The sequence below is a fragment of the Niveibacterium microcysteis genome (assembly GCF_017161445.1).
Lineage (GTDB): Bacteria > Pseudomonadota > Gammaproteobacteria > Burkholderiales > Rhodocyclaceae > Niveibacterium > Niveibacterium microcysteis.
On the sequence record NZ_CP071060.1, the window covers coordinates 499,502 to 524,465 of the forward strand.

The following is a 24,964-nucleotide window of genomic DNA, read 5'->3' on the forward strand; positions in this document are numbered from 1 at the left end:
GCAATGCTGAATATCCGCCCGGCAGTGCGGCGCGACGCCAATGCAGTCGCCGATGTGCTGCTTGCCTCACGCAAGGCGCTGATGCCGTCGATTCCGCTCGCGCATGACGACGAGTCGGTGCGCAAATGGGTGGCGCTGCACCTGATACCGTGTTCCCGTGTGCTGGTCGCCGAGCGTGGCCACCGTATCGTCGGTTTCTGCGCGCTGGCGGAGCGCGGGGGCTGTGGCTGGGTCGACCAACTCTATGTGCGTCCGGATGCGGTGGATACCGGCGTTGGCAGCGCACTGCTCGGTTACGCGGTATGCGAGTTGCCCTTCCCGGTTCGGCTCTGGTGCTTCCGCGACAACCCGCGCGCTTGCCGCTTCTACGAGCATCGTGGTTTTGAAGTGCTGCTGCGTCGCGAGGGCGCGGCAGCGGACAACGAGGAAGGCTTGCCGGATCTGCTTTACCAGCTTCCGGACCGGCGAATGGACGTCTAGGCCGCCTGAGTGTCCGGTGCGGCCGCGAGGCTGTGTACCCAGGCCAGCGCGGTAATGCGCGCACTCGCAGCCCGCATGGCCGGGATACCGAGCTTGCGGCATGCGACAAGCAGCGCGACCGGGTCGCTGTTGTCGCCGGCTTCGGCCACGGCCAGCCAGTCGGCACATGGGCCGCGGCGCCCCAGCAAGGCTTCGCGCACTGCGGGCGTGAGCGCAAGCGGTTCCAGCGCGGTTTCCATCGGCACCTGCAGCAGCATGTCGAGCTGCGAGAACAGCCCGGTAACGAACAGATCGTCGCGCGCCTCCGGTGCGACACGATCGGCCAGCACTTCGAGCATGCGGGCGCGCACCAGCGCGGTTTCCATCATCGCGTCGCCCTCGCCGCGCTGCGCGCTCGCGCACACCAGCAAGGCCAGCCAGCGGTAGAGCTGTTCGCGACCGAGCAGAACGAGGGCTTGTTCGATCGAGCCGATCGTGTGCTGCAGCCCGCCCGAGGCGGTATTCACGAAGCGTAGCAGCCGGTAGGAGAGCGCCATGTCCTGCTTGAGCGCCGCGGCGATTTCGCGATTCTCGGTGTCACTGCCGATCCGCGCGAGCAGTGCTGCGACGCGCAGGGGGCCGGGCGCGATGCGGTTGCCTTGCCAGTTGCCCCGTAGCTGCGCGAAGGCGCCGGCTGCTTCGCTGCAGCCCAGCTTCCATGCGGCATCGAGCGCGTCGAGTGTGTCGACGCCGGTGGCAACCCGCGGAATCAGCGCAAACTGCCCGCCCAACTGGGCGTGATAGCGCTGCAGTGTTGCCGGCGCTTGGTGAAAATCCAGCAGGAAGACGTCGGCGAGCCAGGCGAGCGACTCGAACCACGGTGCGCCGGGCGCTGCGTCCAGGCCGATACGGATGCCCTCGCGCTGAAGGCTACGGATCCGGCTGACCGTCTCCGGCGCGGCCGCCTGTTCCGGCTCGGCGGGCTGGACATGGAGCACTGTGCGCAGCGCGGCCAGCCGTGGCAGCGAACCGTGCGCCAGCGAAGTGTCGTCAATTGCGATCCATGCGCTGCGCTGCGCGGGCCAGTGCGGCGCGAGGGTCAGCAGCCGGGCAATCAGCAAATCGTCGAGCAGGGCGCGGACCCGCGGTGACTGATCCGCCAATTGGCCAGTACGTCCGGCCTGAAGCGAGAAGAGGTAGCCAGTGGCGCGCCGCTGTTTGTCCAGCAAGACCTGCTGCAACAACGCGCCTTCTGCAGCAGGCGCCGGCTCCGCTTCGGGGGTGGGCGAGATCGTCGCTGCCTGCGCGGCGGCCGGTTCGTTCGGCGCCTCCGCTTCCTGGCGTTTAGCCGTTCCCAAGCCCAGCAGTCGCGAGATCCATGCCAGCATGCCAAGCTCCACGCAGTGTGTTGGCGCAGCATCCTGCCGCTTGCGGGCAGGTGTCAATCATCCGTTTGAGCAAGCCGCGCCCGGCGGTTTGCCTTCGGTCAGACGTGGCGCGGCGCAAGCCGCTGGCGCCCGGCGCCACGCTCCGATTTCGTCGCGCTCAGGCGCCCAGCAGCATGCCGCCTGCGATGGCCAGTGCGCCGCCTGCAACACGCTGCAGACGTGCGCCCGACGCGCTTTCCGGAATCCGGCGCCCGATCAGCCAACCGCAGCCGTGCAGTGCCGCGCTCGCCAACGCGAAGCCGGCCGCGTAGGCGAGCAGGCCCGCATCGCCCTTCTCGGCGACGTGTGCGGCACCGTGGCAAACGGCAAACGTCGCGACCAGTGGTGCGGTGAGCGCAAGCGGCAGACGTGCCGCCGCCGCGATCAGCAGCCCCAGCACCAGCACGGATGCAGCGACACCGGCCTCAATCAGCGGAAAGTGCATGCCCGCTTGTGCCAGCCCAGCCGCCGTCAGCATTGCCGCGACAAAGGTGGCCGGCAGTGCCCAGCGTGCCGTACCGCCCTGGCGGGCGGCATAGAGTCCGACGGCCAGCATTGCGAGCAGATGATCCACGCCACCGAAGGGGTGGCTGAAGCCGCTAGCCAGGCTCATTGCCTCGTGGCCAGGGTGGGCAAGGGCAGTACCCGATGCCATGACAAGACCGGCAGCGAGCAGGGGGCGGATGGGTCGCATGGGTGTTCTCCTTGAATAGTCAGGCGGGGGCTAGCATGCCCTGGGTTTCGATGAAAGCGATGATGTCCGAAAGTCCTTGCCCGGATTTGAGATTGCTGAAAACAAATGGCTTTTCTCCGCGCATTTTTTTCGCGTCGCGGTCCATCACCTCCAGCGAGGCGCCCACCAGCGGTGCCAAGTCGATCTTGTTGATCACCAGCAGATCGCTCTTCGTGATGCCCGGGCCGCCCTTGCGCGGGATCTTGTCGCCGGCCGATACGTCAATCACGTAAAGCGTGAGGTCCGAGAGCTCGGGGGAGAAAGTCGCTGCGAGGTTGTCGCCGCCGGATTCGACGAAGATGATCTCCAGCCCGGCGAAACGCTGGTTCAGGCGGTCGATCGCTTCGAGGTTGATCGAGGCGTCTTCGCGGATCGCGGTGTGCGGGCAGCCGCCGGTTTCCACGCCGATGATCCGTTCCGGCGCCAGCGCTTCGTTGCGCACGAGGAACTGCGCGTCCTCGGCGGTGTAGATGTCGTTGGTGACGACAGCGATGTTGTACTTCTCGCGCAGTGCCTGGCACAGCGCGAGCGTGAGGGCGGTCTTGCCGGAGCCGACGGGGCCGCCGATGCCGACGCGGAGGGCTTGTTGGGTGGTCATGGTGTGAGTCTTCTTGAATTGGCGAAAGCGCCATGCAGGCGGACGCGGGGAAGTAGGTTGGGCTGAGTCTTGCGAAGCCCAACGCTTGGTGTGCGGTTTCGCGCTTGCTGCTTGCGATTGGCGTTGTTGGTTTGCAGGCCTTCGTCGGCCGGGGTCCCGCCCCCGGCGGGCGTGTTACTTCTTTTGCTTCGCCAAAAGAAGTAACCAAGAAAAGGCGACCCGGCGTTCGCGGTCAGGTGCTGCGCACCTGACTTCCCTGCGCTGCTCGCGAAATCGGGCGGCTGCGGAACTCGCGCCGGGCTACGCCCGCCGCTCAGACAGTCCTCGCCGTCGTCGCTGCGCGCCGATTCCCCGAGTTCGCTGCGCTGCTCGGCGCTCTCGACGGGACCCAAAGTCAAAACCATCGGTTGAGCAACGCGTGTGTGATGTTCGTAGCTTGGATGAAGGAGAGCGGAATCCGGGGTGGACGTATCCAGATGTTCAAGCGCACCTGCCGGATTCCGGCCGGCGGCCTGGATCCGGGCTACGAGCAGCCTGCAACGGGCGATCGTCGACGTTTTTCGATCCCCCTCTGAAACGCCGAGCAGCGCAGAGGCATCGGGTTCCGACGCGCAGCGGCGGTGGCGAGGACTGTTTGAGGCCCGCAGGGCCGAGTTCCGCAGCCACCCGATGTTTCGAGCAGCACAGGGCACCCCTTGCGCAGCAAGGGGCGTTGAAGCGGGGCGACTTTCTTTGGGTACTTTCTTTGTTCGTACAAAGAAAGTACTCCGCCCGCCGGGGCGGGACCCGGCTTGAACGGACCAGCCGCAACATGGCGACAAATGCACCGAAGTCGAAAGAAGCGAAACACGCTCGCCGTTCATGACCTGAACAACCTCGTGTATTGCCCCTCATGCATCGCACTTGCCCACGCCAACCCAGGCGTGAAGTTCTCCCATTTATCCGGCCCGATCGTCATCGCCGCACGTGCGAGCGCGGGGATCGGTTCGCCGAGGGCAACGAGTAGCCGCTGGCCAGCGCTCTGGCCGAGCGGCACGATCTTGACCGCGGCCATCACCTGGTTTTCAAGCCACGCCCAAAGGTAGGCCACCACCGCGTCTTCCGGCGGCAGGGTCCAGGCAGCGGCGGCAGCGGACCAGGCGGCGGGGTAGGAGAGCTCGCCGATGCCGGTCAGGGCTTGGCGAGTGAAGGCGGGCAAGGATTCCAGTTCGCGCAGCAGGCGCGCGCAGGAGTAGCCCATCTGCACGGTCTCGGCGCGCAGTTCCATGGATTCGCGGGTAGCGAGGAATTCCGCGTCGAGCCGCAGCACTTCGCTCACTTCGCCGGTGCGCCAGGCACGCATCATCGCCACCAGCGCCGGTGCTTCGCAGCGTGCGATGCCGTAGCGCATCAGGTCGCCGATCCAGTCGCGCGCCTGTGCTTCGTTACTGACCCAGCCGCACTCCACCGCCCACTCAAGCCCCTGCGAATAGCTGAAGGCGCCGACCGGCAGGGCCGGGCTGGCGAGATGCAGCAGGCGGGTCAGCGCGGCGAGCGAGCTCACGCGGCGGCCTCGTTCGCGGCAAGCGTCTTGCTGAAGCAGATCGCCTCGGGCCGGCCGATGTAGCGGCCGAAGTTGGGGATCTCGCGATAGCCGTGGGCGCGGTAGAAGGCGACCGCCGTGAGGTTCACGCGTCGGGTTTCCAGCCACAACTCGCGATAGCCATCGGCGGCGGCGCTGCGTTCCAGTTCAGCAAGCAGGTCGCGTCCGATGCCGCCGCCGCGTGTGCGCGCGAACATGCGCTTGAGCTCGGCGATGCCTGGCTGCAGCGGGCGGTAGGCGCCGCAGCCCACGGCTTCACCGCTCGCGTCGCGGGCGATCACGAAGCGCGCGCCGGGCCCGCGTACGTCGGCGGGGTCGAAGCTGCTGCGGCCACTATCGCCGGTGATTGCGGCGAGCGTGTCGGACAGCGCATCGAGCAAGGCCCGCGCGTCGTCCGAATCCGGTGCGGCGGTGCTAATGCTCAGGCTCATGCGCCGGCCATCATGTGGATCTTGGCTTCGGTGGCGCCGCGTTCGCTATGGTGGTGGCCGTGGGCGTAGGCACCCGCCTCCGGCTCGAATGCGGCGGTCACCGGACGCACTTGCGCGCCGAGCCCGATCAGCATGGTTTCCAGCACATGGTCGGCCTGGATGCGCAGCCAGCCGGCGCCCACCTGCACCGCCACATGGCGGTTGCCAAGGTGATAGGCGGCGCGGGCAAGCTCAAAGGCGCCCGCGCATTGCGCCTCCAGCAGGGCTTCGGGGGCCGACACCACCTCGACGACCCGGCCGTCCTTCGCTTGCAGCAAATCGCCGCCGCGCAGGATCGTGCCGCGTGGCAGGAACAGGCCGACTTCCTCACTGCTCGCGAGCTGCGTCCGCAGCCGGCTCTTGGTGCGGGCGTCGAAGTTCAGAACCAGTTTTTCGGTCGGCGTAGCGTCGCCGGTGTAGAGCGATTCAATCAGCAGCATGATTCAAGCGGGCGCCAGATGCAGCGCCTTTTCCATGAAAACGGAGAGCGGATCTTCAGCGTAGTTGCCGAAGGGCGGGCGTAAGCGGTAGCCGGCGCGCTCATAGAGGCCCAGCGCTTCCGGCTGATGGATGCCGGTTTCGAGCCGGGTGAGCGGCAGGCCAGCGTTCACCGCGTCGGCTTCGAGTGTGGCGAGCAAGCGGCGGGCGATGCCCAGGCCACGGCAGCGTGGGGCGACGAACATGCGCTTGATTTCGGCGTAGTCCGAATACGCGACGTAGGCACCGCAGCCGACTACATCGCCCGCCAACTGTGCAGCGAGAAAGCGCACATGCGGCTGCCGCAGCGTTTCGACGTCGAGCAAGTGATTGCTCTCGGCCGGGTAGAGCGCATGCATCAGCGCGTCCAGCTCGGCGATCAGGTCGCGGATCGCCGGCTCGCCGGGGTCGGCGGGCGCGATGCGAAGGTCGGCGACGGTGACCATGGTCAGAACAGGAAGTAGCGCTGCGCCATCGGCAGTACGCTGGCCGGCTCGCAGGTCAGCAACTCACCATCGGCACGCACCTGATAGGTCTCGGCGTCGACGTCGATGTGGCCGCACCAGTCGTTGTGGATCATGTCGGCCTTGGTGACTTTGCGGATGTTCTTCACCGCCACCAGCGGTTTCGACAGACCGAGCTTCGCGACGCTGCCGTTGTCCAGCGCGGCCTGCGACACGAAGGTGACAGAGGTCTTCAACGCACCGCCGAAGCTGCCGAACATCGGGCGGTAGTGCACCGGCTGCGGCGTCGGGATCGAAGCGTTGGCGTCGCCCATCGCGGCAGCGGCGATCATGCCGCCCTTGATGATCAGGCTGGGCTTCACGCCGAAGAAAGCCGGCTTCCACACAACCAGGTCGGCGAGCTTGCCGACTTCGATCGAGCCGACTTCGTGCGCGATGCCGTGTGCGATCGCCGGGTTGATCGTGTACTTGGCGATGTAGCGCTTGGCGCGGAAGTTGTCGTTGCGCTCACCGTCACCCGGCAGGGCGCCGCGCTGCACTTTCATCTTGTGCGCCGTCTGCCAGCAGCGGATCACCACTTCGCCGACGCGGCCCATCGCCTGCGAGTCCGACGAGTACATCGAGATCGCGCCGATGTCGTGCAGGATGTCTTCGGCGGCGATCGTCTCGCGGCGAATGCGGCTCTCGGCGAAGGCCACGTCTTCGGCGATCGAGGCGTCGAGATGGTGGCACACCATCAGCATGTCGAGATGCTCGTCGATGGTGTTCACGGTGTAGGGCCGCGTCGGGTTGGTCGAGCTCGGCAGCACGTTGGGCAGGCCGGCGAGTTTGACGATGTCCGGCGCATGGCCGCCGCCCGCCCCTTCGGTGTGGAAGGTGTGGATGGTGCGGCCCTTGAAGGCGGCGGCGGTGTCTTCGACGAAGCCCGATTCGTTGAGCGTGTCGGAGTGGATCGCGACCTGCACGTCGTACTGCTCGGCCACGGCGAGGCAGTTGTCGATCGCGGCCGGCGTCGTGCCCCAGTCTTCGTGCAGCTTGAGCCCGATCGCGCCGGCTTCGATCTGCTCTGCGAGCGGGCCTGGCAGGGATACGTTGCCCTTGCCGAGGAAGCCGAGGTTCATCGGGAAGGCATCGGCCGCTTCGAGCATGCGTGCGATGTGCCACGGGCCCGGCGTGCAGGTGGTGGCGAAGGTGCCGGTGGCCGGCCCGGTGCCGCCGCCCAGCATGGTAGTCACGCCGCTCATCAGCGCTTCGTCGATCTGCTGCGGGCAGATGAAGTGGATGTGCGTGTCGATGCCGCCGGCGGTGATGATCATGCCCTCGCCGGCGATGATCTCGGTGCCGGCGCCGATGGCAATCGTTATGCCGGGCTGGATGTCCGGGTTGCCGGCCTTGCCGATCGCGGCGATGCGGCCCGCCTTGATCGCGATGTCGGCCTTGACGATGCCCCAGTGGTCGAGGATCAGCGCGTTGGTGATCACCGTGTCGGCCACTTCATGTGAGAGCTTCTGGCCCTGGCCCATGCCGTCGCGGATCACTTTGCCGCCGCCGAACTTCACTTCCTCGCCGTAGAGGGTGTAGTCCTTCTCGACTTCGATCCAGAGTTCGGTGTCAGCGAGGCGCACGCGGTCGCCGGTGGTGGGGCCGAACATTTCCGCATACGCGCGGCGCGAGATTTTCGCCATTACAGCTCTCCCATCACGAGGCCGCGGAAGCCGAACACCTTGCGTTCGCCCGCGAGTGCGACCAGCGTGACCGTGCGGGTCTGGCCCGGCTCGAAGCGCACCGCGGTGCCCGCAGCGATATCGAGGCGGTAGCCGTGTGCGGCGGCGCGGTCGAAATCCAGCGCCGCGTTGGTTTCGGCGAAGTGATAGTGCGAGCCGACCTGGATCGGGCGGTCACCGGTGTTGGCGACGACCAGGGTGATCGTTGGCCGGCCGGCGTTGAGTTCGATGTCGCCCTCGGGCGTGTCGAGTTCTCCGGGAATCATGTGGCGCTCCTGCGGAACAGGGTCTTGTAATAGATCGCGTTGGCGGCCCAGACGCCGTCTGGCGAGCAGGCGAACTCGGGCAGGCCGCCGATGTACTGCCAGCCCTGCGCGCCATAAAAGTCTTCGGCCGGCGAACCGGCTTCGGTGTCGAGGAACAGCAGGCCGCGCTGCAACGCATGTGCGGCGTCTTCCAGCGCGGCCATCAGTGCGCGAGCAATACCTTGGCGACGCGCACCGCGCATCACGAGCAGTTTCTGCACTTCGGCGCGGTTGCGGCCGTTCTGGCGCATCGCGAGTTCGAGCTGAACGGTGCCCAGTGGGCGGCCCGCGTCATGCGCGAGCCAGAGCAGTCGCGAGCCATCGGCGATCGAGTCGGCGAGGCCGTCAACCCATGCCAGCGCCGTGTCACGGCTGATCGGCAGCACGAATCCGACCGATGCGCCGCCCTCCACCGCGTCAATCAGCAGGGTGGCGAGCGCCTCACGGTGTGCCGTAAAGGTGGCGGGCGTCAGCTGTTCGATCTGCACGTCTACCAGCCCCGCGCGCCGAATTTGTAGTTGCGTGATTCGGCCGCCTTTGGTGGCGGTGCCAGATCGGCCGTTGCCGCCGGAGCCGCTTTGCGCGGCACGAGGATCTCGCGCAGGGTCAGCAACATCACCAGCAGTTCTTCGTCCTCGGCGAGGTCTTCGATTTCGGCAAGCCGGGTGCGGGCGTATTCGGCGTCTTGCACCAGGCGGTCGAGGTCGACGCTCTGGTCGAGCTGACGACGAACCTGCAGCTTGAAACGGGCGAGCAGACGGGCGTGTTCGATCTTGTCTTCCATGGCGTGTCGTGAGTACGTGAGAGTCAGATGATCGGGTGGTGCACCGTGACCAGCTTGGTGCCGTCGGGGAAGGTGGCCTCGACCTGGATCTCGGGGATCAGCTCTGGCACGCCGTCCATCACGTCGTCGCGACTCAGCAGCGTGGTGCCGTAGCTCATCAGTTCTGCGACGGTGCGGCCGTCGCGCGCGCCTTCCATGATTGCGGCCGAGATGAAGGCGACGGCTTCCGGGTAGTTCAGCTTCAGTCCGCGGGCGCGGCGGCGTTCGGCGAGCAGCGCGGCGGTGAAGATCAGCAGCTTGTCTTTTTCGCGGGGCGTCAGTTCCATGGGTCTCTCGCGGAAATCAGGTGTTCCAGATGCGGGGCGGGCAGGCGGGGCGGTTCAGCAGCGCCGGCCTTACGATGGCCCAGAGGGCGGCGAACCAGTGGCGTGCGGCCTCGGCGTCGTCGCCGCGGTAGCGGGCCACCAGCAGGCCGGGCAGGCGGGTGACGGCGCCTAGCCCGGCCGTGGGGCGCTCATGACGACAGGCTTCGATCAGCGAAGCGTCGATGTTGGGGGCGGCTGCCAACAGGCTGCCGAATACGGTGGCGCCGCCGAGCACCGCGGCGGACGCGAAACGCGCATCGCTGCCGCGCAGTGTTGCCTGTTCGGCGAAGACCGGGCGGCCATCACGGGCGATACGCAGGCGGGTATGCATGCGGCCGCGCTCGAAGCGTTCGCCGCGCGCGCGGCGGCCAAGGCACCAAAGGTCAAAGCCGATGAAGTGTGCGTCGCCGCTGAGGTTCACCTCCAGCGCCGCATCGCCGTCCGCGCCGTCGAACACCATGCTTTCCTGCGGCAACCATTCGAGACTGCCGCCGGCCTCGATGTTGAGGTGAATGCGTTGCTCGGCGCGTCGGCCGTCAGCCCGATACCACTTGCCGGCGCCGGGCGTGGTCAGCAGCGCACTGGCACTTGCGCCGACCGACACGTCGATCGTAAGAGAATCGCCTCCAGCGATGCCTGCCGGCGGGTGCAGCAGGATCGCGTGGCTGACCGCATCGCCTTCCGGGTACAGCGCTTTCTGCACCCGCAACGGCCCCAGGTGTTCGCGGCGAGCCAGCACGCTGCGTTCGCCGCGGCGTTCGAAGCCCAGCGCCAGACGCGCACGCCAGCCAAACGGGGGCGCCGCGTGGCCGGCATCGCGCATGGCGATGTCCGGCACGCAGTCGGTCTTGTCGTCTCTCTGCAAGGATTGGGAGTTCGCCCGCATCCCCAGGCTTGAGCAAAACTCGGGCCAAGCGCGGGGTTCGTCGGTATCTCAGGCGCGAGCGCAGCGATTCGCACCGCCGAAGCGCTGCCATGCACCAGATTGCCGCATGCAAAATGGCGGGCGAATTTGAAGGCACCAGATCGGTGCGAAGATGACGCTACTGCCGGACTTCGCCCAGATTTCCCGGGCCGGGCATGGCCTCGCTGGCGCGCCAAGGGTTGATGTCCAGCCCGCCGCGGCGTGTGTACCGCGCCCAGACTTCGAGCCGCAGCGGACGACACTGGCGGGTCATGTCGACGAAGATGCGTTCCACGCATTGCTCGTGGAATTCGTTGTGCGTGCGGAAGGAACAGATGTAGCGCAGCAGGCCGGCGCGGTCGATCGCCGGGCCGCGGTAGCGAATCACCACCATGCCCCAGTCAGGCTGTCCGGTCACGAGGCAGTTGGATTTCAACAGATGCGAGTACAGCGTCTCCTCGACCACCGGGCCAGCCGCCGAGAGCAGTTCCGGCGCCGGTTCATAGGTATCGATGTCGATATCGAGCGTATCGAGCAGCACGCCCTCCGGCGTACCGAGGGTGCGGCCGGGGCGCTGGTCGAGCGTTTCGAGGTGTACCGCGACTGGCGCGCCCGCGGCGGCAGACAGGTCGCGCGCGATCGTCTCCTGAACGCGTTGCACCGATTCGAAGCGCGTCTGGTTGAAGCTGTTGAAGTACAGCTTCAGCGATTTGGATTCGATCAGGTTCGGAGAGATTGCCGGCACGGCCAGCGTGCCGATCGCGACAACCGGCTTGCCGCGCGGATTCAGCCACGAGATTTCGTAGGCGTTCCAGAGGTCGTGCCCGGTGAAGGGCAGATCCGTGCCGATACCGATTTCGGCGCGCTTGCCGCTGCGCGGAATCGGGAAAAGCAGCTCGGGCGCGTACTGGTCGCAATAGGCCACCGCCTTGCCAAGCGGCGAGGCTTCCGGGGCGTTGCTGGGGTTTTGTTCGGTGCTCACGGGCGCAATTTTACGGGATGTCACATTTTTTATAACTGCGAGGGACGTCGTACCCTGCACAAGTGCGTTGGGGTGCCTATAGTGAAGTCAGGCCGATGACTTCGTATCGGTCGGTTCAGCGAAGGAGGGTCAATGGAGGTAAGTCCCCTTTCGGGGAGCGTCGTCCAGACACCCGATGCGCAGCAGGCTACTCAGGCTAGGGAAGCCGCCTCTGCCCGTCAGGCGCAGCAAGCGGAGCGTGCAAGGGCAGAAGAGCGCCCGGAACAGGCTCAGCAAGCCCAGCAGGTCGCCCAGACGACGAATCTCAATGGACAGACTATCGGACGAGTGATCAACGTCAAGGCGTAACACTTCACCATACGGCCCTTCGAGGGCCAGTGGGGGCACAGCCCCCGGCGACCTTGAGTCGCCCGCGCGCTCAGCGCGCAAACCACGGTTCCGAGAGGCGGCTGCCTCAAGAACGGAACCAAAAGAAAGCCCGCCTAACGGCGGGCTTTCCATTTATGCGGCAGCGCCTTTCAAGAGGCGCTCTTTGGTCGGGGGCGCTTATTGCGCGCGGTCTTCCTGATCCAGCTTTTCAATGAATTCGGCGATGTCGTCGCGCTTCGGCCAGGCAGCCAGGATCACCATCGGAACAGTCAGTGCAAGCATCATCATGTTGCGTTCTCCTTCGTCGTCTCAACTCGTGTTCTCTGAGACGTACTCTACGCAAGTCCTTGTTGCATCACACAAAAGCTTTTACATCGAACAATGAATTCGCTTGATCGCAAGTTTGATCAAGTCGGCCGCAGGCCGAAACCGACGCCGATCCGCGCTTCGTTCGGCCGCCTCGGTCGTCAGTGCTTCACCAGCCCGAGTTGCTGCATCAAGGTGAGGTTGTCCTCAAGGTGCCAGTTCTCAGCGATCCGTCCGTCTTCGACGCGGTAGAGATCGAAGGCGGCGAAATCCACTGCTTGGCCAGCGCCCTGAACAGTGCCGAACTGGCCGGTGAAATGGCCCCGGAAGTGCAATCGCACACTCACCCGGTCGCCAGCCACGACGAGGTCTACCACCTCGGCGCTGAGGTCTGGTACCGCTGTGCGGAATGCCTTTGACGCCTGCAGGGGGCCTGCCAGGCCCTGAGGGCGCCCGGCGGGCAGCGTCCGGTCGATGAAACCGCTCGCGAGGGCTCGGCGCGCAAACGATTCGTCGCCGCTGTTCCAGAACGCTGCATACGTTAACGCGGCTTCGATCAACGGCGCGGCGGCGGCCTCATCGCCGGCTATTGCGATGTGTCGGGCGACGGGTTGGTCGCTCGCTACGGCAGCGTCACTTGGACCGCTGACCGAGAGGGTGAGGCTCGTCGCGAAGGCGATGGCGGGTGTTTTCCACATGAGGTGAGCTCCTTGAAATGGGCTGAATGACCCGTTGCGCATTCTCAATGTGTGCGTCGAGTTTGATAATCGTTCGGTTTGTAGAATGACTTTATTGCTGCGTTTGAAGGTTCGGCGTCCTGGGGCGAGCGAACAGCGCGCAGCCGCATCAATGTCCGCAGCGGCACTCGGCGCCCGCGCCTCTTGAGTGGCCAATGCGTTCGCATGTACGAACGGACCGTGTGATCACGATGCAAGCGGTTTGATAAACGCTTGGGTGCCGCCTTGTGTGCCAGAGCCGGGCGCTGACCGACTCGGCCGCTGCCGCATTCGTTGATTGCCCTTCTATCAAACGGTGTTCGTTGCATTCGCAAATGCAAATCGTTATCATTTGCGAATGCGGCCGCCCCCCCGTTGCATCGTCAGATCGCAATGTTTTCAGCTGGCCGCGAACCGACCAATCCAGAAAACAAAGGAATCCGGCGTGCACCGACTGATCGCGTCTGAAAACTCGAGCAAGCGCAAACTCAAAACAATCTCGGCGATGGTGGCGCTTGCCTTGCCAGCCTTGGCGCACGCGGCGGATGCGGGCACTGAGACGCTACTGCCCGAAGTGGCGGTGCGTGCCGGGGTGATGGGCGAAACGACGGAAGGCACGGGGTCGTATACGACCGGCCGCGCCAGGACCGCGACGCCCTTGAGCCTCGCCCCGCGCGACACACCTCAGTCAGTGTCCGTCGTCACACAGCAGCAGATTGAAGATCAGGGGCTGCAGACGATCACCGACGTACTCAACAGCGTGACCGGCGTTTCGGTGAACCAGTACGAGACGCACCGCGCGCAGTTCACCGCGCGTGGCTTCGACATCAACGCGTTGATGATCGACGGCGTGCCGACCACCTGGGATCAGGCGTGGAGTTCCGGCGAGGCGATGAGCAGCCTCGCGATCTACGATCGTGTGGAAGTGGTGCGTGGTGCGACCGGCCTCACGACCGGTGCGGGCGATCCGTCCGGTGCGGTGAACCTGGTACGCAAGCGTGCAAGCAGCAAGGTCTTCAAGGGTTCTGCAGTAGTGGGTATCGGCAGCTGGAACGAGCTGCGGACGACCGTCGATGTGTCGACGCCGGTCAATGACGCCAAGACGGTGCGGGCGCGCGCAGTCGGCGAGTACGCAGGCAGCGATAGCTGGATCGACAACCTGACCGAGCGCCGCAAGACGCTGTTCGCCACCGTAGAAGCGGACTTGACGGACCGTACCCTGCTGTCAGTCGGCGTCAGCCGCCAGGAGAACGACCCGAAGGGTTCGATGTGGGGCGGTCTGCCGGTCTGGTACAGCGATGGCAGCCGTACCGACTGGGATCGATCAAAAACGACGGCGGCCGACTGGACACGCTGGAACTCGGTGTATACGAACTACTTCGCGTCGATTGAACATCGCCTCGCCAATGACTGGACGCTCAAGGCCAGCTACAGCCTTGGCGATCGCACCGCGGACTCGTATCTGCTCTACATGTACGGCGCACCCGATCGCACGACCGGCCTAGGCATGTACACCTGGCCCGGTTCCTACCAGGTTCATACGAAGCAGCACGACGCGACCGTTCAAGTCGGCGGGCCGTTCGAGCTGCTGGGGCGGCGCCATGAGCTGGCGGCCGGTTATGTGTATTCCAAGCAGGACTTCAATGCTGACAGCCGCGCCGCGGCGGGTGGCGCGGCGCCGGACTTTAACGCGTGGACCGGTGCATTCCCTGAACCGGTGTGGGGTGCGTTGTCCTACTACGGCGACGCCACGACGACACAGCAGGCGGTGTACGCGGCAGCGAGCTTCAGCATTGCAGACCCGCTCAAGCTGATCCTCGGTTCGCGACTGACAAAGTACGAACGTTCCGGCGACGACGCATTCAGTGCCCCGTATGCGATGCATTTCGATCACGAACTGACACCCTACGCGGGCGTGGTCTTCGATCTCAGCGCGAACACCTCGCTGTACGCGAGCTACACCAGCATCTTTCAGCCACAGCAGAAGCGTGACGTTAACGGCCAGTACCTCGATCCGATTGTCGGCAAGAGCACCGAGATCGGGGTGAAGGGCGAGTTCTTCGAGGGCCGGCTCAATGCCTCGGCGGCGCTGTTCCAGATCAAGCAGGACAACCTGGCGCAGAGCACTGGCGAGATGATCGCCGGCACGACGCCGCCCGAGACCGCGTACCGCGCGTCCGAAGGCGCGACCAGCAAGGGCTTCGAACTGGAACTCGCAGGCGAACTGGCCAAGGGCTGGAGCGCCAGCGCGGGCTACACCCAGTTCAAGCTCAAGGATGCGAACGGCGCGGACATCAACACGATCTACCCGCGCAAGTTGCTGCGCTTGTTCACCAGCTACCGCCTGCCGGGGGCGTTCGCAGGCCTGACGCTGGGCGGCGGAGTGAACTGGCAGGGCGAGACCTACACCTACGCGGCCAACCCGCTCGGCGTGACGGAAAAGATCGACCAGAAGGCGTACGCGCTGGTAAACCTGATGGCACGCTACGAGATCAACAAGCAGTGGTCGGCACAGTTGAACGTCAACAACCTGTTCGACAAAACCTACTACGGCATGTTCGACGCCTATAGCCAATTCACCTACGGCGCGCCGCGCAACGCGATGCTGTCGGCCACCTACCGGTTCTGACCGCGATGCGCGCAAAGACGCTTCAGCGCTGGTCCTGGGTGCATACCTGGAGCAGCCTGATCTGCACGGTGTTCATGCTGCTCTTGTGCCTGACCGGGCTACCGCTGATCTTTCACCACGAGATCGGGCACCTGCTCGGCACCGAGGTGGAGGCGCCGGCGATGCCTTCGGATACGCCGCGGATGAGCCTGGACAAGGTGCTGGAAGTCGCGCGTGGGCAGTTTCCGGACCGGGTGCCGCAGTACGCCTCGCAGCCGGAGGACAGCGAGGACATCTGGTTCGTCACGATGACGCCGACCCCGGCGCCGACCGACGACTACCGCTCGGTTGCGGTCGACGCCCGCACCGGCGCGTTGCTCGCCGAACCGCGCGCCGATCGCGGCTTCATGTGGGTGATGTTCAAGCTGCATGTCGACCTGTTCGCCGGCCTGCCGGGCAAGCTCTTCCTCGGCCTGATGGGGTTGCTGCTGCTCGTTGCAATTGTCAGCGGCGTCGCGCTCTACGGCCCCTTCATGCGCAAGCTCGAATTCGGCAGCGTGCGGCGCGAGCGGCGTGCCAGCGTGAAATGGCTGGATCTGCACAACCTGCTCGGCATCGTCACGCTGGTGTGGCTGTTCGTCGTTGGTGCGACCGGCATGATCAACACCTGGGCCGATTTGCTGATCAAGTTCTGGCAGCACGATCAGCTCTCGGCGCTGCTGGCGCCCTACGCGGGCCAGCCGACCGTGCCGCTGGCCGAGCGCGCTTCGGTGCAGCAGGGGCTGGATGCGGCGCTCAAAAAGGCGCCGGGCATGAAGCTCTCGTTTGTCGCCTTCCCCGGCACCGCGTATTCGAGCCCGCACCACCACACCTACTTCCTGCGCGGCAATACGCCGCTGACCTCGCGTCTGCTGCAGCCCGTGCTAGTGGATGCGAAGACCGCGCAGGTGACGGCTGCGCCGGCGCTGCCCTGGTACCTGACGGCCTTGCTGGTGTCACAGCCGCTGCACTTCGGTGACTACGGTGGGCGGCCGATGCAGATTGTCTGGGCGGTGTTGGATCTCGCCAGCATCCTCGTGCTCGGCAGCGGGCTCTACCTGTGGCTGCGCAAGCGGCGAGCAGCGTCGCGGCCGGGCAGGCGGGCTTCGGTTGTGACCGCGGACGGGGTGGGCGCATGAGCTTGCCACGCGAACCGCTGAGTGCAGCCGCGATCTGGGCTTGGCCGATCGCGCTGGGGGTGCTTACGAGTATCGGGCTGGTGGCGGCGCTGTTCAGCGATGGCGGCCTCGGCGACCAGGTCGCGGGCGTCTGCCTGTGGGGGCCGACCTTGGTTGGCGTATGGTTCGGCTGGCTGCGGCGACCGCCTGCTACCGCAACAAAATGAAACAGCGCCGGCTTCCAGCCGGCGCTGTGCTTTTGAAGCCCCGGCGCTCAGACCGACAAGCGCTCGCGCACGCCGTCTGCGTCCATGTTCTTGCCTTCGCCACGCATCACGATCTCGCCGCGCTCCATCACGATGTACTGGTCGGCCAGCGAACGTGCGAAGTCGTAGTACTGCTCGACCAGCAGGATCGCCATCTCGCCGGATTCGGCGAGTGCGCGGATGGCGCGTTCGATGTCCTTAATGATGGACGGCTGGATGCCTTCGGTCGGTTCGTCAAGGATCAGCAGCTTCGGCCCCGCGGCCAATGCGCGACCGATCGCGAGTTGCTGCTGCTGCCCGCCTGAGAGGTCACCGCCGCGGCGCTTCATCATCTGCCGCAGGACTGGGAACATCTCGAAGATGCGCTCGGGCACCTGCGCGCTGGCGGGCTTCACCGCGAGGCCCATCTCCAGATTCTCGGCCACCGTCAGGCGCGGGAAGATCTCGCGGCCCTGTGGCACATAGCCGATGCCGGCGCGCACCCGCGCATGCGAAGGGCTGCGCGTGAGATCGGCTTCGCCGAAGCGCACGGTGCCCGTTTTCGCTGGGACCAGGCCCATCAGCGTTTTCAGTAGCGTGGTCTTGCCGACGCCGTTGCGGCCGAGCAGGGTGGTTACCTTGCCGGTCGGGACCTCGAAGGAGAGGTCGCGCAGGATGTGGCTGCCGCCGTAGTACTGGTTGAGGTTGGATACGGTGAGCATGGTCAGGCTCCGCAATACGGGCGAGGGCGTGCGCCGGCGTGCGCGTCGCGCCGCCGGGAGGCGTTGTGGAATGCTGCGGTCAGGCGGCCGGGGGTGTTGTCGGCGAAGCCGGCGGCGGCAACTCGCTGCCGGCAATCAGCAGCTTGCGGAAGACATCGTGCTTGGCATGCGGCAACAGCGACGCGAGTTCGCTTGGGTCGAGTTTTGCCGCATCGATCGGCTGCCCGTCGGTAAAGGTGAGCCGGAACTTGTCGCCGTGAACCCGCACCAGGCAGAGCAGCAGTAGCGCGCCGAGCGGATCTCCGACGCGTGGCACCGAGCCGCGCAGTGAATCCTCGCGCAACTGGAAGAAGGGGGCCGCGGTGGAACCGTGGCGCACGATCCACACCGCGTCGCGCTTGTCCGTTGTCATCACGAATGGCGTCAGCGTGTTCCAGCGCTCGATCACCGCCGTCGCGGCGGCGACCGCGTCCTGCCACTTCAGCGAAGTACGCCAGAGGAAGTAATCGAACTTGCCGGTGCCGGTAACCATGCGCGTAGCGTAGCAGGCCGCGCGCCGGAGCGGCAGAGGGGGGCACGCGGTGCGCCGCGCGATCAGCGGCCAAGATAGACCTCGATCACGCGTGGGTCGTTCTGTACGGTTTCGAGGTCGCCCTCGGCCAGCACGCTACCTTCGTGCAGCACGGTGACCTTGCCGCCCAGCGCCTTGACGAAGGCCATGTCGTGCTCGACCACCATCAGCGAGTGCTCGCCGGCGAGCGAGACGAAGAGTTCCGCAGTGCGTTCGGTTTCCTCGTCGGTCATGCCGGCCACCGGTTCGTCGAGCAGCAGCAGGCGCGGCTCCTGCATCAGCAGCATGCCGATCTCCAGCCACTGCTTCTGGCCGTGTGACAGCAGGCCGGCGGGGCGGTCGGCCTCGCTGGTGAGGCGGATGCGCTTGAGCGTTTCCGCGACGCGGTCGCGCTGCTCGCCAGTCAGTTGCGCGAGCAGGCTGCGCCACACACGCTTGTCGGTCTTCATCGCGAGTTCGAGGTTCTCGAACACCGTGTGTTGCTCGAAGATGGTCGGCTTCTGGAACTTGCGGCCGATGCCGGCGTGCGCGATCTCCGGCTCGCGCATGCGCGTCAGATCCATCGTCTGGCCGAAGAAGGCGCGGCCGGCGTCGGGGCGCGTCTTGCCGGTGATCACGTCCATCATGGTGGTCTTGCCGGCGCCGTTGGGGCCGATGATGCAGCGCAGCTCGCCGGCGTCGATCGTCAGCGTCAGCGCGTTGAGGGCGCGGAAGCCATCGAAGCTGACGGTGATGTCTTCAAGGTAGAGGATGACCTTGTGCGAGAGATCCAGCTCGCCGGGCGTCATCACGCGGCCGGTCGGCGCGCCGTCTTCCCATTGTTCGCGCTGGGTCGGATCGGCGTGTTCGAGGGTGCCCACTTTCATGCGGATGCTCCTTCAGCGGCGGCAGCGTCGGGCGGGGTGCTGTGGGTGGAGGTGCTCGCCGGGGCGTGTGCGGCTTTCGCGACGGCCTTGGGTGCGGCGGGTGTCGTATCGCGTGTGCTGCGAATGCGCCGCCACAGACCGACCAGGCCTTCCGGCAGGTAGAGCGTGACGAGGATGAACAGCAGCCCGAGGAAGAACAGCCAGTATTCAGGGAAGCTCACGGTGAACCAGCTCTTCGCGAGGCTCACGGTGAAGGCGCCGAGCACCGGGCCGATCAGCGTGCCGCGGCCACCGACCGCAGCCCAGATCGCGATTTCGATCGAGTTCGCCGGGCTCATCTCACCCGGGTTGATGATGCCCACCTGCGGTACGTATAGCGCACCGGCCAGCGCGCACAGCACGGCCGAGAGGGTCCAGATGAAGAGCTTGTAGTGCAGCGGGTTGTATCCGATGAACATCACGCGCGACTCGGCATCGCGGATCGCGGCGAGCACGCGGCCGAACTTCGAGGTGACGAGGTAGCGGCCGAGCAGCAGCGTGCACATCAGCAACAGCGCCGAGAGGCCGAAGAGCACCAGCCGTGTCTCCGGCGCGGTGATCGAGTAGCCGAGGATGCGTTTGAAGTCGGTGAAGCCGTTGTTGCCGCCGAAGCCGGTTTCGTTGCGGAAGAACAGCAGCATCGCGGCGTAGGTGAGCGCTTGCGTGATGATCGAGAAATACACGCCCTTGATGCGCGAGCGGAAGGCGAAGTAGCCGAATACCCACGCAATCGCGGCCGGCACCACGAGCACCAGCACCAGCGCCCAGAGGAAGCTGTCGCTGCCGACCCAGTACCAGGGCAGTTCCTTCCAGTCGAGGAAGACCATGAAGTCCGGCAGGTCGGCGTGGTAACTGCCGTCGCGCCCGATCTGGCGCATCAAGTACATGCCGAAGGCGTAGCCGCCGAGCGCGAAGAACAGACCGTGGCCGAGCGACAGGATGCCCGCGTAGCCCCAGATCAGGTCCATCGCCACCGCGACGACCGCGTAGCACAGCACCTTGCCGGTCAGCGTCACGAAGTAGTCCGACACATGCAGCGGGTGACCCTCGGGCAGCGCGAGGTGCGCGACCGGCACCAGCACCCAGGCGACGAGGGCGAACAGCGCCAGCGCGATCCAGCCGCTGCGTGGCATGGCGGTGAGAAGTCGAAGCGAGATGGGCGTTCTCATGCTTGGTTCTTTCATGGCGCGAGGCTCGTGAAGAGTCCGTTGTGAGCAGCCCAAGGCTGGTTCGAGAAGCACAGCCGTACCGCGAGTACGGCGAGCATCGCAGGGCCAGGATTGGGTTGCGCAGCAGGGCTATTCATGGGCCGGATCAGTTCTCGACGAAGCGGCCCTTAAGGGCAAACAGCCCCTGCGGACGCTTCTGGATGAACACAATGATGAAGAGCAGCACGAGGATCTTCGCGATCACCGCGCCGGCCCAGCCTTCGAGGAACTTCGTGACGATGCCCAGCCCCAGTGCCGCCCACACTGCTCCGGCGAGCTGACCGACGCCGCCGAGCACGACGACGAGGAAGGAATCGACGATGTAGCCCTGACCCATGTCGGGCCCGACGTTGGCGATCTGCGACAGCGCGACGCCGCCGAGGCCGGCGATGCCGGAGCCAATCGCGAAAGCCAGTGTGTCGATGCGCCGTGTCGGCACGCCGACGCAGCCGGCCATGGGGCGGTTCTGCGTCACGGCGCGCACGAACATGCCGAGCCGCGTCTTCTGCATCATCAGCCACACGATCAGCAGCACGAACAGTGCGAAGCCGATGATCGCGATGCGGTTGAGCGGCAGCATGGCGCCGGCATAGAGCTCGATGCCGCCACTCATCCAGGTGGGGTTGGCGACTTCCTGGTTCTGTGGCCCGAAGATCACGCGCGCGGCCTGGATCAGCACCAGCGACAGGCCCCAGGTAGCGAGCAGGGTTTCCAGCGGGCGGCCGTAGAGGTGGCGGATCACAAGCCGTTCCATCGCCACGCCGACCAGCGCCGCAACCACGAAAGCAAGCGGGATCGCGGCCAGCACGTAGGCATCAAGCCACTGCGGGGCATAGCTGCGGAACAGGCCTTGCACCACCCAGGTGGTGTAGGCGCCCACCATCAGCAGCTCGCCATGCGCCATGTTGATCACGCCCATCACGCCGTAGGTGATCGCGAGCCCCAGCGCGGCGAGCAGCAGGATCGAGCCGAGCGAGATGCCGGTGAAGATGCGGCCGAGGTTTTCGCCCACCGCGATGCGGCGTTCGATCTGCGTGAGTGAGGCGACGGCGGCAATGCGCACCGCTTCGTCGGGCTCGGCGTAACTGCCGCTGCTCTTGTCGAGCATTGCGGCGAGTAGTTGGCGCACGGCCGGGTCGGCGCTGTCGGCGAGTGACTTGACCGCCTTGAGGCGCGCAGCGGCGTCGGGCGAACCGAGGCTTGCCTTGGCTTGTGCCAACACGAGCAGCTGCTTGATTTGCGGATCGGCCTCTTTCGCGAGGGCCTTGTCGAGCAGCGGCAGGATCTCGGCGCTTGCGTTGGCGCTCACGTCCTTGGCGGCGGTAAGGCGCACCTCGCGCTCGCTGGCGAACAGGCGCAGGCCGGCGAGTGCGGCGTCCAGCGTGCGACGCACGCGGTTGTTGATGCTGACCGCTTCGGCATTGTCCGGTGGCGCGGCCAGCGCTTTGCCGGTCGCGACATCGATGTAGGTTTCACCGTCGAGGCGCACCAGCTTGTCACCGGCGACGAACAGCGCGTCTTCCGACAGCGCCTTGAAGACGGGCAGCACCGCTTCGGGGTCGGCGCTGGCGAGGGCGGCGATCGCGGCAATCTTCTCGTCAGAGTCGTCTGCACCGAGGCGTGCGAGCTGGGCGGGGTCAAGCGCTGCGCAGGCCGGCGACCAGGCGAGGCGGGCGAGCAGCGCAAGCAGAAAGAGGAGTCTGACCATGGGAAGGCCGTTCCGTGTTCGTGGTGCCGGCCGACATGCCCGAGGGCGCGCCGGCCGGGAGGGCTGCACCGCGGCGCGGTGCAGCGTTCAGGTGCGTGCCGGGCTTACTTGCTGTCCGGCTCGTCCTTCTTCTTGTCGTTGCCGGGGATGTACGGGCTCCACGGCTGGGCCTTGATCGGGCCCTTGGTCTTCCACACCACGTTGAACTGGCCGTCCGCCTTCACTTCGCCGATGAACACCGGCTTGTGCAGGTGGTGGTTCTTCGGGTCCATCTCGACCTCGAAGCCAGACGGTGCCTTGAACTTCTGCCCGCCCATCGTGGCGATGACCTTGTCGACATCGGTGCTCTTCGCCTTCTCGACCGCCTGCTTCCACATGTAGATGCCGATGTAGGTGGCTTCCATCGGGTCGTTGGTCACGACGGTGTCGGCCTTCGGCAGGTTGTTCTTCTTCGCCCAGCCCTGGTAAGCCTTGATGAAGGCGGCGTTGGTCGGGTTCTTGATCGACTGGAAGTAGTTCCACGCGGCGAGGTGGCCGACCAGCGGCTTGGTATCGACGCCACGCAGCTCTTCTTCACCCACCGAGAAGGCTACGACCGGCACATCGGTCGCCTTCAGGCCGGCGTTGCCGAGTTCCTTGTAGAAGGGCACGTTGGAGTCGCCGTTGATCGTCGACACGACGGCGGTCTTCTTGCCCTCGGAGGCGAACTTCTTGATCTTGGCGATGATGGTCTGGTAGTCGGAGTGACCGAAGGGGGTGTACTCCTCCATGATGTCCGCATCGGCGACGCCCTTGCTCTTCAGGAAGGCGCGCAGGATCTTGTTGGTGGTGCGCGGGTACACATAGTCTGTACCCAGCAGTACGAAGCGCTTGGCCTCGCCGCCGTCCTTGCTCATCAGGTATTCCACCGCCGGGATCGCCTGCTGGTTGGGCGCGGCGCCGGTGTAGAACACGTTCTTCTCGAGTTCTTCACCCTCGTATTGCACCGGGTAGAACAAGAGGCCGTTGAGTTCCTTGTAGACCGGCAGCACCGATTTGCGCGACACCGAGGTCCAGCAACCGAAGGTCACCGCGACCTTGTCCTTCGACAGCAGCTGGCGCGCTTTCTCGGCGAAAAGCGGCCAGTTCGAGGCCGGGTCGACCACCACCGGTTCGAGTTTCTTGCCCAGCACGCCGCCCTTGGCGTTGATCTCCTCAATCGCCATCAGCGCGGTTTCCTTCAGCGCCGTTTCGGAGATGGCCATCGTGCCGGACAGCGAATGCAGGATGCCGACCTTGATCGTGTCGGCGGCTTGCGCGGCCAGCGAAGTGAAGCCGCACACGGCGAGCGCGGCGGACATTGCAGTCATTTTCACGAAATTGCGACGGGTGCTCATGGACGCTCTTCCTCGAATCAGTTGGGGTCACGGGGTCAGTGGGATGCTGCGGTGCCACATTAGGGCCGGCGCCCGGATCGAGGAATACGTCAGATTGCGTAGGTGGGGTGTTAGCCTCGTTTGGCAAGCACTGGCCGTGGCGCTCGTGAAGCATCAGCGAACTCGGCGGCGTGGGCGCGTTATGCTGTCGTCCCCCGAACGGAATCCACGCGATGCAACTCCCTATCGACTTTCAGCCCGGTTGGGCGCCTGCCGACATCGAAGACGCGTCGGCGCACCGTTTCCTCTTCCTGCAAGGCGCGCTGGTCGTGTTGCGCGATGGCGATGGTGCGCGTCTGCCTGATGCCGCTTACCGTGATCTGCCGATCGGTGTGTTGCACTCGGTCGGCGTGCTCGATGGCCGTGCCTGCCACATGGCCGAACTGAGCGATGCGGAGCTTCCCGAAGGGCTGGAGGCGGTGCCCTTGCGGCAGTTGTTCAACCGGCTGCCAGAAGCGCTGCTGGCGGTGGCCGGGCGGGCGCAGCAGTTGCTGGATTTCGCGCGTAGCCATCGTTTCTGCGGTGCTTGCGGCCATGCCAACGAGCTGTTTGACGAAGGGCGGGCAAGGCGTTGCCCGGCTTGCGGGCAGGTCGCTTACCCGCGCCTCGCGCCGGCGATGATGGCGCTGATCAAGCGCGATGGGCCGAACGGGCGCGAGTTGTTACTTGCACACGGCGCGCGGTTTCCCGGCGTGATCTACAGCGCGCTCGCCGGCTTCGTCGAGCCTTCCGAATCGGTCGAGGATTGCCTGCACCGCGAGGTCTTCGAGGAAGTGGGCCTGCGCGTGAAGAACCTGCGCTACTTCGGCAGCCAGTGCTGGCCCTTCCCGCATTCGCTGATGATTGCGTTCGTGGCGGATTGGGCGAGCGGCGAAATCGTCGCCGACCCCGCCGAAATTCTCGATGCCGCGTGGTTCCACATCGACGCGCTGCCACCGTTGCCGCACCAGATCACGATCGCGCGCAGGCTGATCAACGCCACGATCGCAGAAGTGGCGCCCGACCATCCGGCGCTCTCGGTCTATGGCGCGGGTTGAAGGCTTAAGTCCGGCTTAATCCGGGCTCATTCGGGCTTAAGGATCGTGCTCGCAGAATGCAGCCATGCCTTCAGCGAGAAGGCACTTAACCCGAACACAAGGAGCCTGACCATGAAAAAGCTGATCCTGACCCTGAGCGCCCTGACCTTTGCTGCTGGTGTGTTTGCCGCCGACGCGACGCCGGCCGCGACGCAGTCCGCACCGCAAGCCAAGCCGGCTGCCGAAGCGAAGACGACCAAGGCGGTGAAGAAGACGAAACACAGTGCGAAGCAGGCGCCGGTCGCAACCCCGGCAGCGAAGACTGAAGCAAAGCCCGCAGCAACGCCTGAAGCCAAGCCCGCCAAGTAACCGCCCTGCGCGACTGGCAAGTGAGCCCCGGCTAGCCCGGGGCTTTGTCTTTTGATGCGTCGCGCTTAGCGGTGCTCGTGTGTCACCGGGGATTGAACGGTGTATCCCTTTTCCTTGAGCATGTACCCGGCGGCGCCACCTGCTGCGGCGCCAACGGCAAATGCGCAGCCCTGGAGCAGGCAAAGCGCGGCGACAAGAAGGGTGCTGAGGATCGAACGGATTGCAGGCATCGTGATTCCTCCTTCTGCAGCAATGGACTCACATCCAGTGCGCGCGGGCGGGCGCCCACGCCGCTTGCTCCGCCGGTATCGCAGGCAGGGCGAGCGTTGAAAGTCTGACCCGAATCGGCCCTCGATGCTCCGTTACGCTTGCAAG

At 65.6% G+C, this 24,964-nt stretch carries 28 protein-coding genes; 6 read left to right on the forward strand and 22 right to left on the reverse strand.

Annotated elements, in window-relative coordinates; genetic code table 11:
* Nucleotides 1-3: 3 nt before the first annotated feature.
* On the forward strand, nucleotides 4-480 hold the full coding sequence (locus JY500_RS02320; RefSeq protein WP_172201273.1) for a GNAT family N-acetyltransferase: 477 nt from the start codon (nucleotides 4-6) through the stop codon (nucleotides 478-480).
* On the opposite strand, the gene JY500_RS02325 is transcribed toward JY500_RS02320, so the two are convergent.
* The 15 genes from JY500_RS02325 to JY500_RS02395 all read right to left on the reverse strand — a co-directional run bounded on the left by JY500_RS02325 (nucleotide 477) and on the right by JY500_RS02395 (nucleotide 12,647).
* Nucleotides 477-1,847 carry an EAL and HDOD domain-containing protein gene (locus JY500_RS02325; protein WP_206254937.1) on the reverse strand — a complete coding sequence of 457 codons (1,371 nt, stop codon included), beginning with the start codon at nucleotides 1,845-1,847 and terminating at the stop codon, nucleotides 477-479. The two genes, JY500_RS02320 and JY500_RS02325, sit on opposite strands and share 4 nt — an antisense overlap.
* 157 nt (nucleotides 1,848-2,004) lie before the next feature.
* Nucleotides 2,005-2,580: a HupE/UreJ family protein gene (locus JY500_RS02330; RefSeq protein ID WP_206254938.1), complete on the reverse strand. Its 576-nt coding sequence runs from the start codon at nucleotides 2,578-2,580 to the stop codon at nucleotides 2,005-2,007.
* A gap of 19 nt (nucleotides 2,581-2,599) precedes the next feature.
* On the reverse strand, nucleotides 2,600-3,217 hold the full coding sequence (gene ureG / locus JY500_RS02335; protein ID WP_183635969.1) for an urease accessory protein UreG: 618 nt from the start codon (nucleotides 3,215-3,217) through the stop codon (nucleotides 2,600-2,602).
* An 859-nt stretch (nucleotides 3,218-4,076) separates the two neighbouring features.
* Nucleotides 4,077-4,760 (reverse strand): urease accessory protein UreF, encoded by a 684-nt coding sequence (locus JY500_RS02340; RefSeq protein ID WP_206254939.1) that lies wholly within the window; start codon nucleotides 4,758-4,760, stop codon nucleotides 4,077-4,079.
* Nucleotides 4,757-5,230 carry a GNAT family N-acetyltransferase gene (locus tag JY500_RS02345; protein ID WP_206254940.1) on the reverse strand — a complete coding sequence of 158 codons (474 nt, stop codon included), beginning with the start codon at nucleotides 5,228-5,230 and terminating at the stop codon, nucleotides 4,757-4,759. Before JY500_RS02345 ends, JY500_RS02340 begins: the two co-directional genes overlap by 4 nt.
* Entirely contained in the window at nucleotides 5,227-5,709 is a 483-nt protein-coding gene (gene ureE / locus JY500_RS02350; RefSeq protein ID WP_172201261.1) for an urease accessory protein UreE, read from the reverse strand. Before ureE ends, JY500_RS02345 begins: the two co-directional genes overlap by 4 nt.
* Before the next feature lie 3 nt (nucleotides 5,710-5,712).
* Entirely contained in the window at nucleotides 5,713-6,192 is a 480-nt protein-coding gene (locus tag JY500_RS02355) for a GNAT family N-acetyltransferase (protein WP_172201259.1), read from the reverse strand.
* Between the two features lie 2 nt (nucleotides 6,193-6,194).
* Nucleotides 6,195-7,895 carry an urease subunit alpha gene (gene ureC / locus JY500_RS02360; RefSeq protein ID WP_206254941.1) on the reverse strand — a complete coding sequence of 567 codons (1,701 nt, stop codon included), beginning with the start codon at nucleotides 7,893-7,895 and terminating at the stop codon, nucleotides 6,195-6,197.
* Complete coding sequence (locus JY500_RS02365; RefSeq protein WP_206254942.1) at nucleotides 7,895-8,200, reverse strand: urease subunit beta; 306 nt, start codon at nucleotides 8,198-8,200, stop codon at nucleotides 7,895-7,897. The genes ureC and JY500_RS02365 overlap by 1 nt, the downstream gene beginning before the upstream one ends.
* Nucleotides 8,197-8,727 carry a GNAT family N-acetyltransferase gene (locus JY500_RS02370; protein WP_206254943.1) on the reverse strand — a complete coding sequence of 177 codons (531 nt, stop codon included), beginning with the start codon at nucleotides 8,725-8,727 and terminating at the stop codon, nucleotides 8,197-8,199. Before JY500_RS02370 ends, JY500_RS02365 begins: the two co-directional genes overlap by 4 nt.
* A 2-nt stretch (nucleotides 8,728-8,729) precedes the next feature.
* A complete protein-coding gene (locus JY500_RS02375) occupies nucleotides 8,730-9,023 on the reverse strand; it encodes a hypothetical protein (RefSeq protein ID WP_206254944.1) in 294 nt (97 codons plus the stop codon).
* A 23-nt stretch (nucleotides 9,024-9,046) separates the two neighbouring features.
* Nucleotides 9,047-9,349, reverse strand: coding sequence for an urease subunit gamma (locus JY500_RS02380; protein WP_206254945.1), 303 nt, complete (start codon nucleotides 9,347-9,349; stop codon nucleotides 9,047-9,049).
* Nucleotides 9,350-9,365: 16 nt separating this feature from the next.
* On the reverse strand, nucleotides 9,366-10,253 hold the full coding sequence (locus JY500_RS02385; protein WP_246479752.1) for an urease accessory protein UreD: 888 nt from the start codon (nucleotides 10,251-10,253) through the stop codon (nucleotides 9,366-9,368).
* Nucleotides 10,254-10,431: 178 nt separating this feature from the next.
* The gene (gene queF / locus JY500_RS02390) at nucleotides 10,432-11,274 is read right to left on the reverse strand and encodes an NADPH-dependent 7-cyano-7-deazaguanine reductase QueF (RefSeq protein WP_206254946.1); all 843 of its coding nucleotides are present in this window, start codon (nucleotides 11,272-11,274) and stop codon (nucleotides 10,432-10,434) included.
* A gap of 836 nt (nucleotides 11,275-12,110) precedes the next feature.
* Nucleotides 12,111-12,647 carry an ester cyclase gene (locus tag JY500_RS02395; protein ID WP_206254947.1) on the reverse strand — a complete coding sequence of 179 codons (537 nt, stop codon included), beginning with the start codon at nucleotides 12,645-12,647 and terminating at the stop codon, nucleotides 12,111-12,113.
* Nucleotides 12,648-13,110: 463 nt separating this feature from the next.
* Here JY500_RS02395 and JY500_RS02400 point away from each other — a divergent pair, with 463 nt between their 5' ends.
* Genes JY500_RS02400 through JY500_RS02410 form a run of 3 tightly spaced genes read left to right on the forward strand, consistent with a single transcriptional unit; the run spans nucleotide 13,111 to nucleotide 16,657 of the window.
* Complete coding sequence (locus JY500_RS02400) at nucleotides 13,111-15,294, forward strand: TonB-dependent siderophore receptor (protein ID WP_206254948.1); 2,184 nt, start codon at nucleotides 13,111-13,113, stop codon at nucleotides 15,292-15,294.
* Between the two features lie 5 nt (nucleotides 15,295-15,299).
* Nucleotides 15,300-16,451, forward strand: coding sequence for a PepSY-associated TM helix domain-containing protein (locus tag JY500_RS02405; RefSeq protein ID WP_206254949.1), 1,152 nt, complete (start codon nucleotides 15,300-15,302; stop codon nucleotides 16,449-16,451).
* Complete coding sequence (locus JY500_RS02410) at nucleotides 16,448-16,657, forward strand: hypothetical protein (RefSeq protein ID WP_206254950.1); 210 nt, start codon at nucleotides 16,448-16,450, stop codon at nucleotides 16,655-16,657. The genes JY500_RS02405 and JY500_RS02410 overlap by 4 nt, the downstream gene beginning before the upstream one ends.
* A gap of 47 nt (nucleotides 16,658-16,704) precedes the next feature.
* On the opposite strand, the gene urtE is transcribed toward JY500_RS02410, so the two are convergent.
* From urtE to urtA, 6 genes are all read right to left on the reverse strand, one after another.
* A complete protein-coding gene (urtE, locus tag JY500_RS02415; RefSeq protein ID WP_172201236.1) occupies nucleotides 16,705-17,397 on the reverse strand; it encodes an urea ABC transporter ATP-binding subunit UrtE in 693 nt (230 codons plus the stop codon).
* A 79-nt stretch (nucleotides 17,398-17,476) separates the two neighbouring features.
* Complete coding sequence (locus JY500_RS02420; protein ID WP_206254951.1) at nucleotides 17,477-17,929, reverse strand: hypothetical protein; 453 nt, start codon at nucleotides 17,927-17,929, stop codon at nucleotides 17,477-17,479.
* A gap of 62 nt (nucleotides 17,930-17,991) precedes the next feature.
* On the reverse strand, nucleotides 17,992-18,756 hold the full coding sequence (gene urtD / locus JY500_RS02425) for an urea ABC transporter ATP-binding protein UrtD (RefSeq protein WP_338086726.1): 765 nt from the start codon (nucleotides 18,754-18,756) through the stop codon (nucleotides 17,992-17,994).
* Nucleotides 18,757-18,830: 74 nt separating this feature from the next.
* The gene (gene urtC / locus JY500_RS02430) at nucleotides 18,831-20,042 is read right to left on the reverse strand and encodes an urea ABC transporter permease subunit UrtC (protein ID WP_206254952.1); all 1,212 of its coding nucleotides are present in this window, start codon (nucleotides 20,040-20,042) and stop codon (nucleotides 18,831-18,833) included.
* Nucleotides 20,043-20,187: 145 nt separating this feature from the next.
* Complete coding sequence (urtB, locus tag JY500_RS02435) at nucleotides 20,188-21,789, reverse strand: urea ABC transporter permease subunit UrtB (RefSeq protein ID WP_206254953.1); 1,602 nt, start codon at nucleotides 21,787-21,789, stop codon at nucleotides 20,188-20,190.
* A gap of 104 nt (nucleotides 21,790-21,893) precedes the next feature.
* Nucleotides 21,894-23,165: an urea ABC transporter substrate-binding protein gene (urtA, locus tag JY500_RS02440; protein WP_206254954.1), complete on the reverse strand. Its 1,272-nt coding sequence runs from the start codon at nucleotides 23,163-23,165 to the stop codon at nucleotides 21,894-21,896.
* Nucleotides 23,166-23,377: 212 nt separating this feature from the next.
* On the opposite strand from urtA, the gene nudC reads away from it, so the two are divergent.
* Nucleotides 23,378-24,241: an NAD(+) diphosphatase gene (gene nudC / locus JY500_RS02445; RefSeq protein ID WP_206254955.1), complete on the forward strand. Its 864-nt coding sequence runs from the start codon at nucleotides 23,378-23,380 to the stop codon at nucleotides 24,239-24,241.
* A gap of 111 nt (nucleotides 24,242-24,352) precedes the next feature.
* Complete coding sequence (locus tag JY500_RS02450) at nucleotides 24,353-24,589, forward strand: hypothetical protein (protein WP_206254956.1); 237 nt, start codon at nucleotides 24,353-24,355, stop codon at nucleotides 24,587-24,589.
* A gap of 65 nt (nucleotides 24,590-24,654) precedes the next feature.
* Here JY500_RS02450 and JY500_RS02455 read toward each other — a convergent pair whose 3' ends face one another.
* Nucleotides 24,655-24,819, reverse strand: coding sequence for a hypothetical protein (locus JY500_RS02455; protein WP_172201220.1), 165 nt, complete (start codon nucleotides 24,817-24,819; stop codon nucleotides 24,655-24,657).
* Between the last annotated feature and the right edge of the window lie 145 nt (nucleotides 24,820-24,964).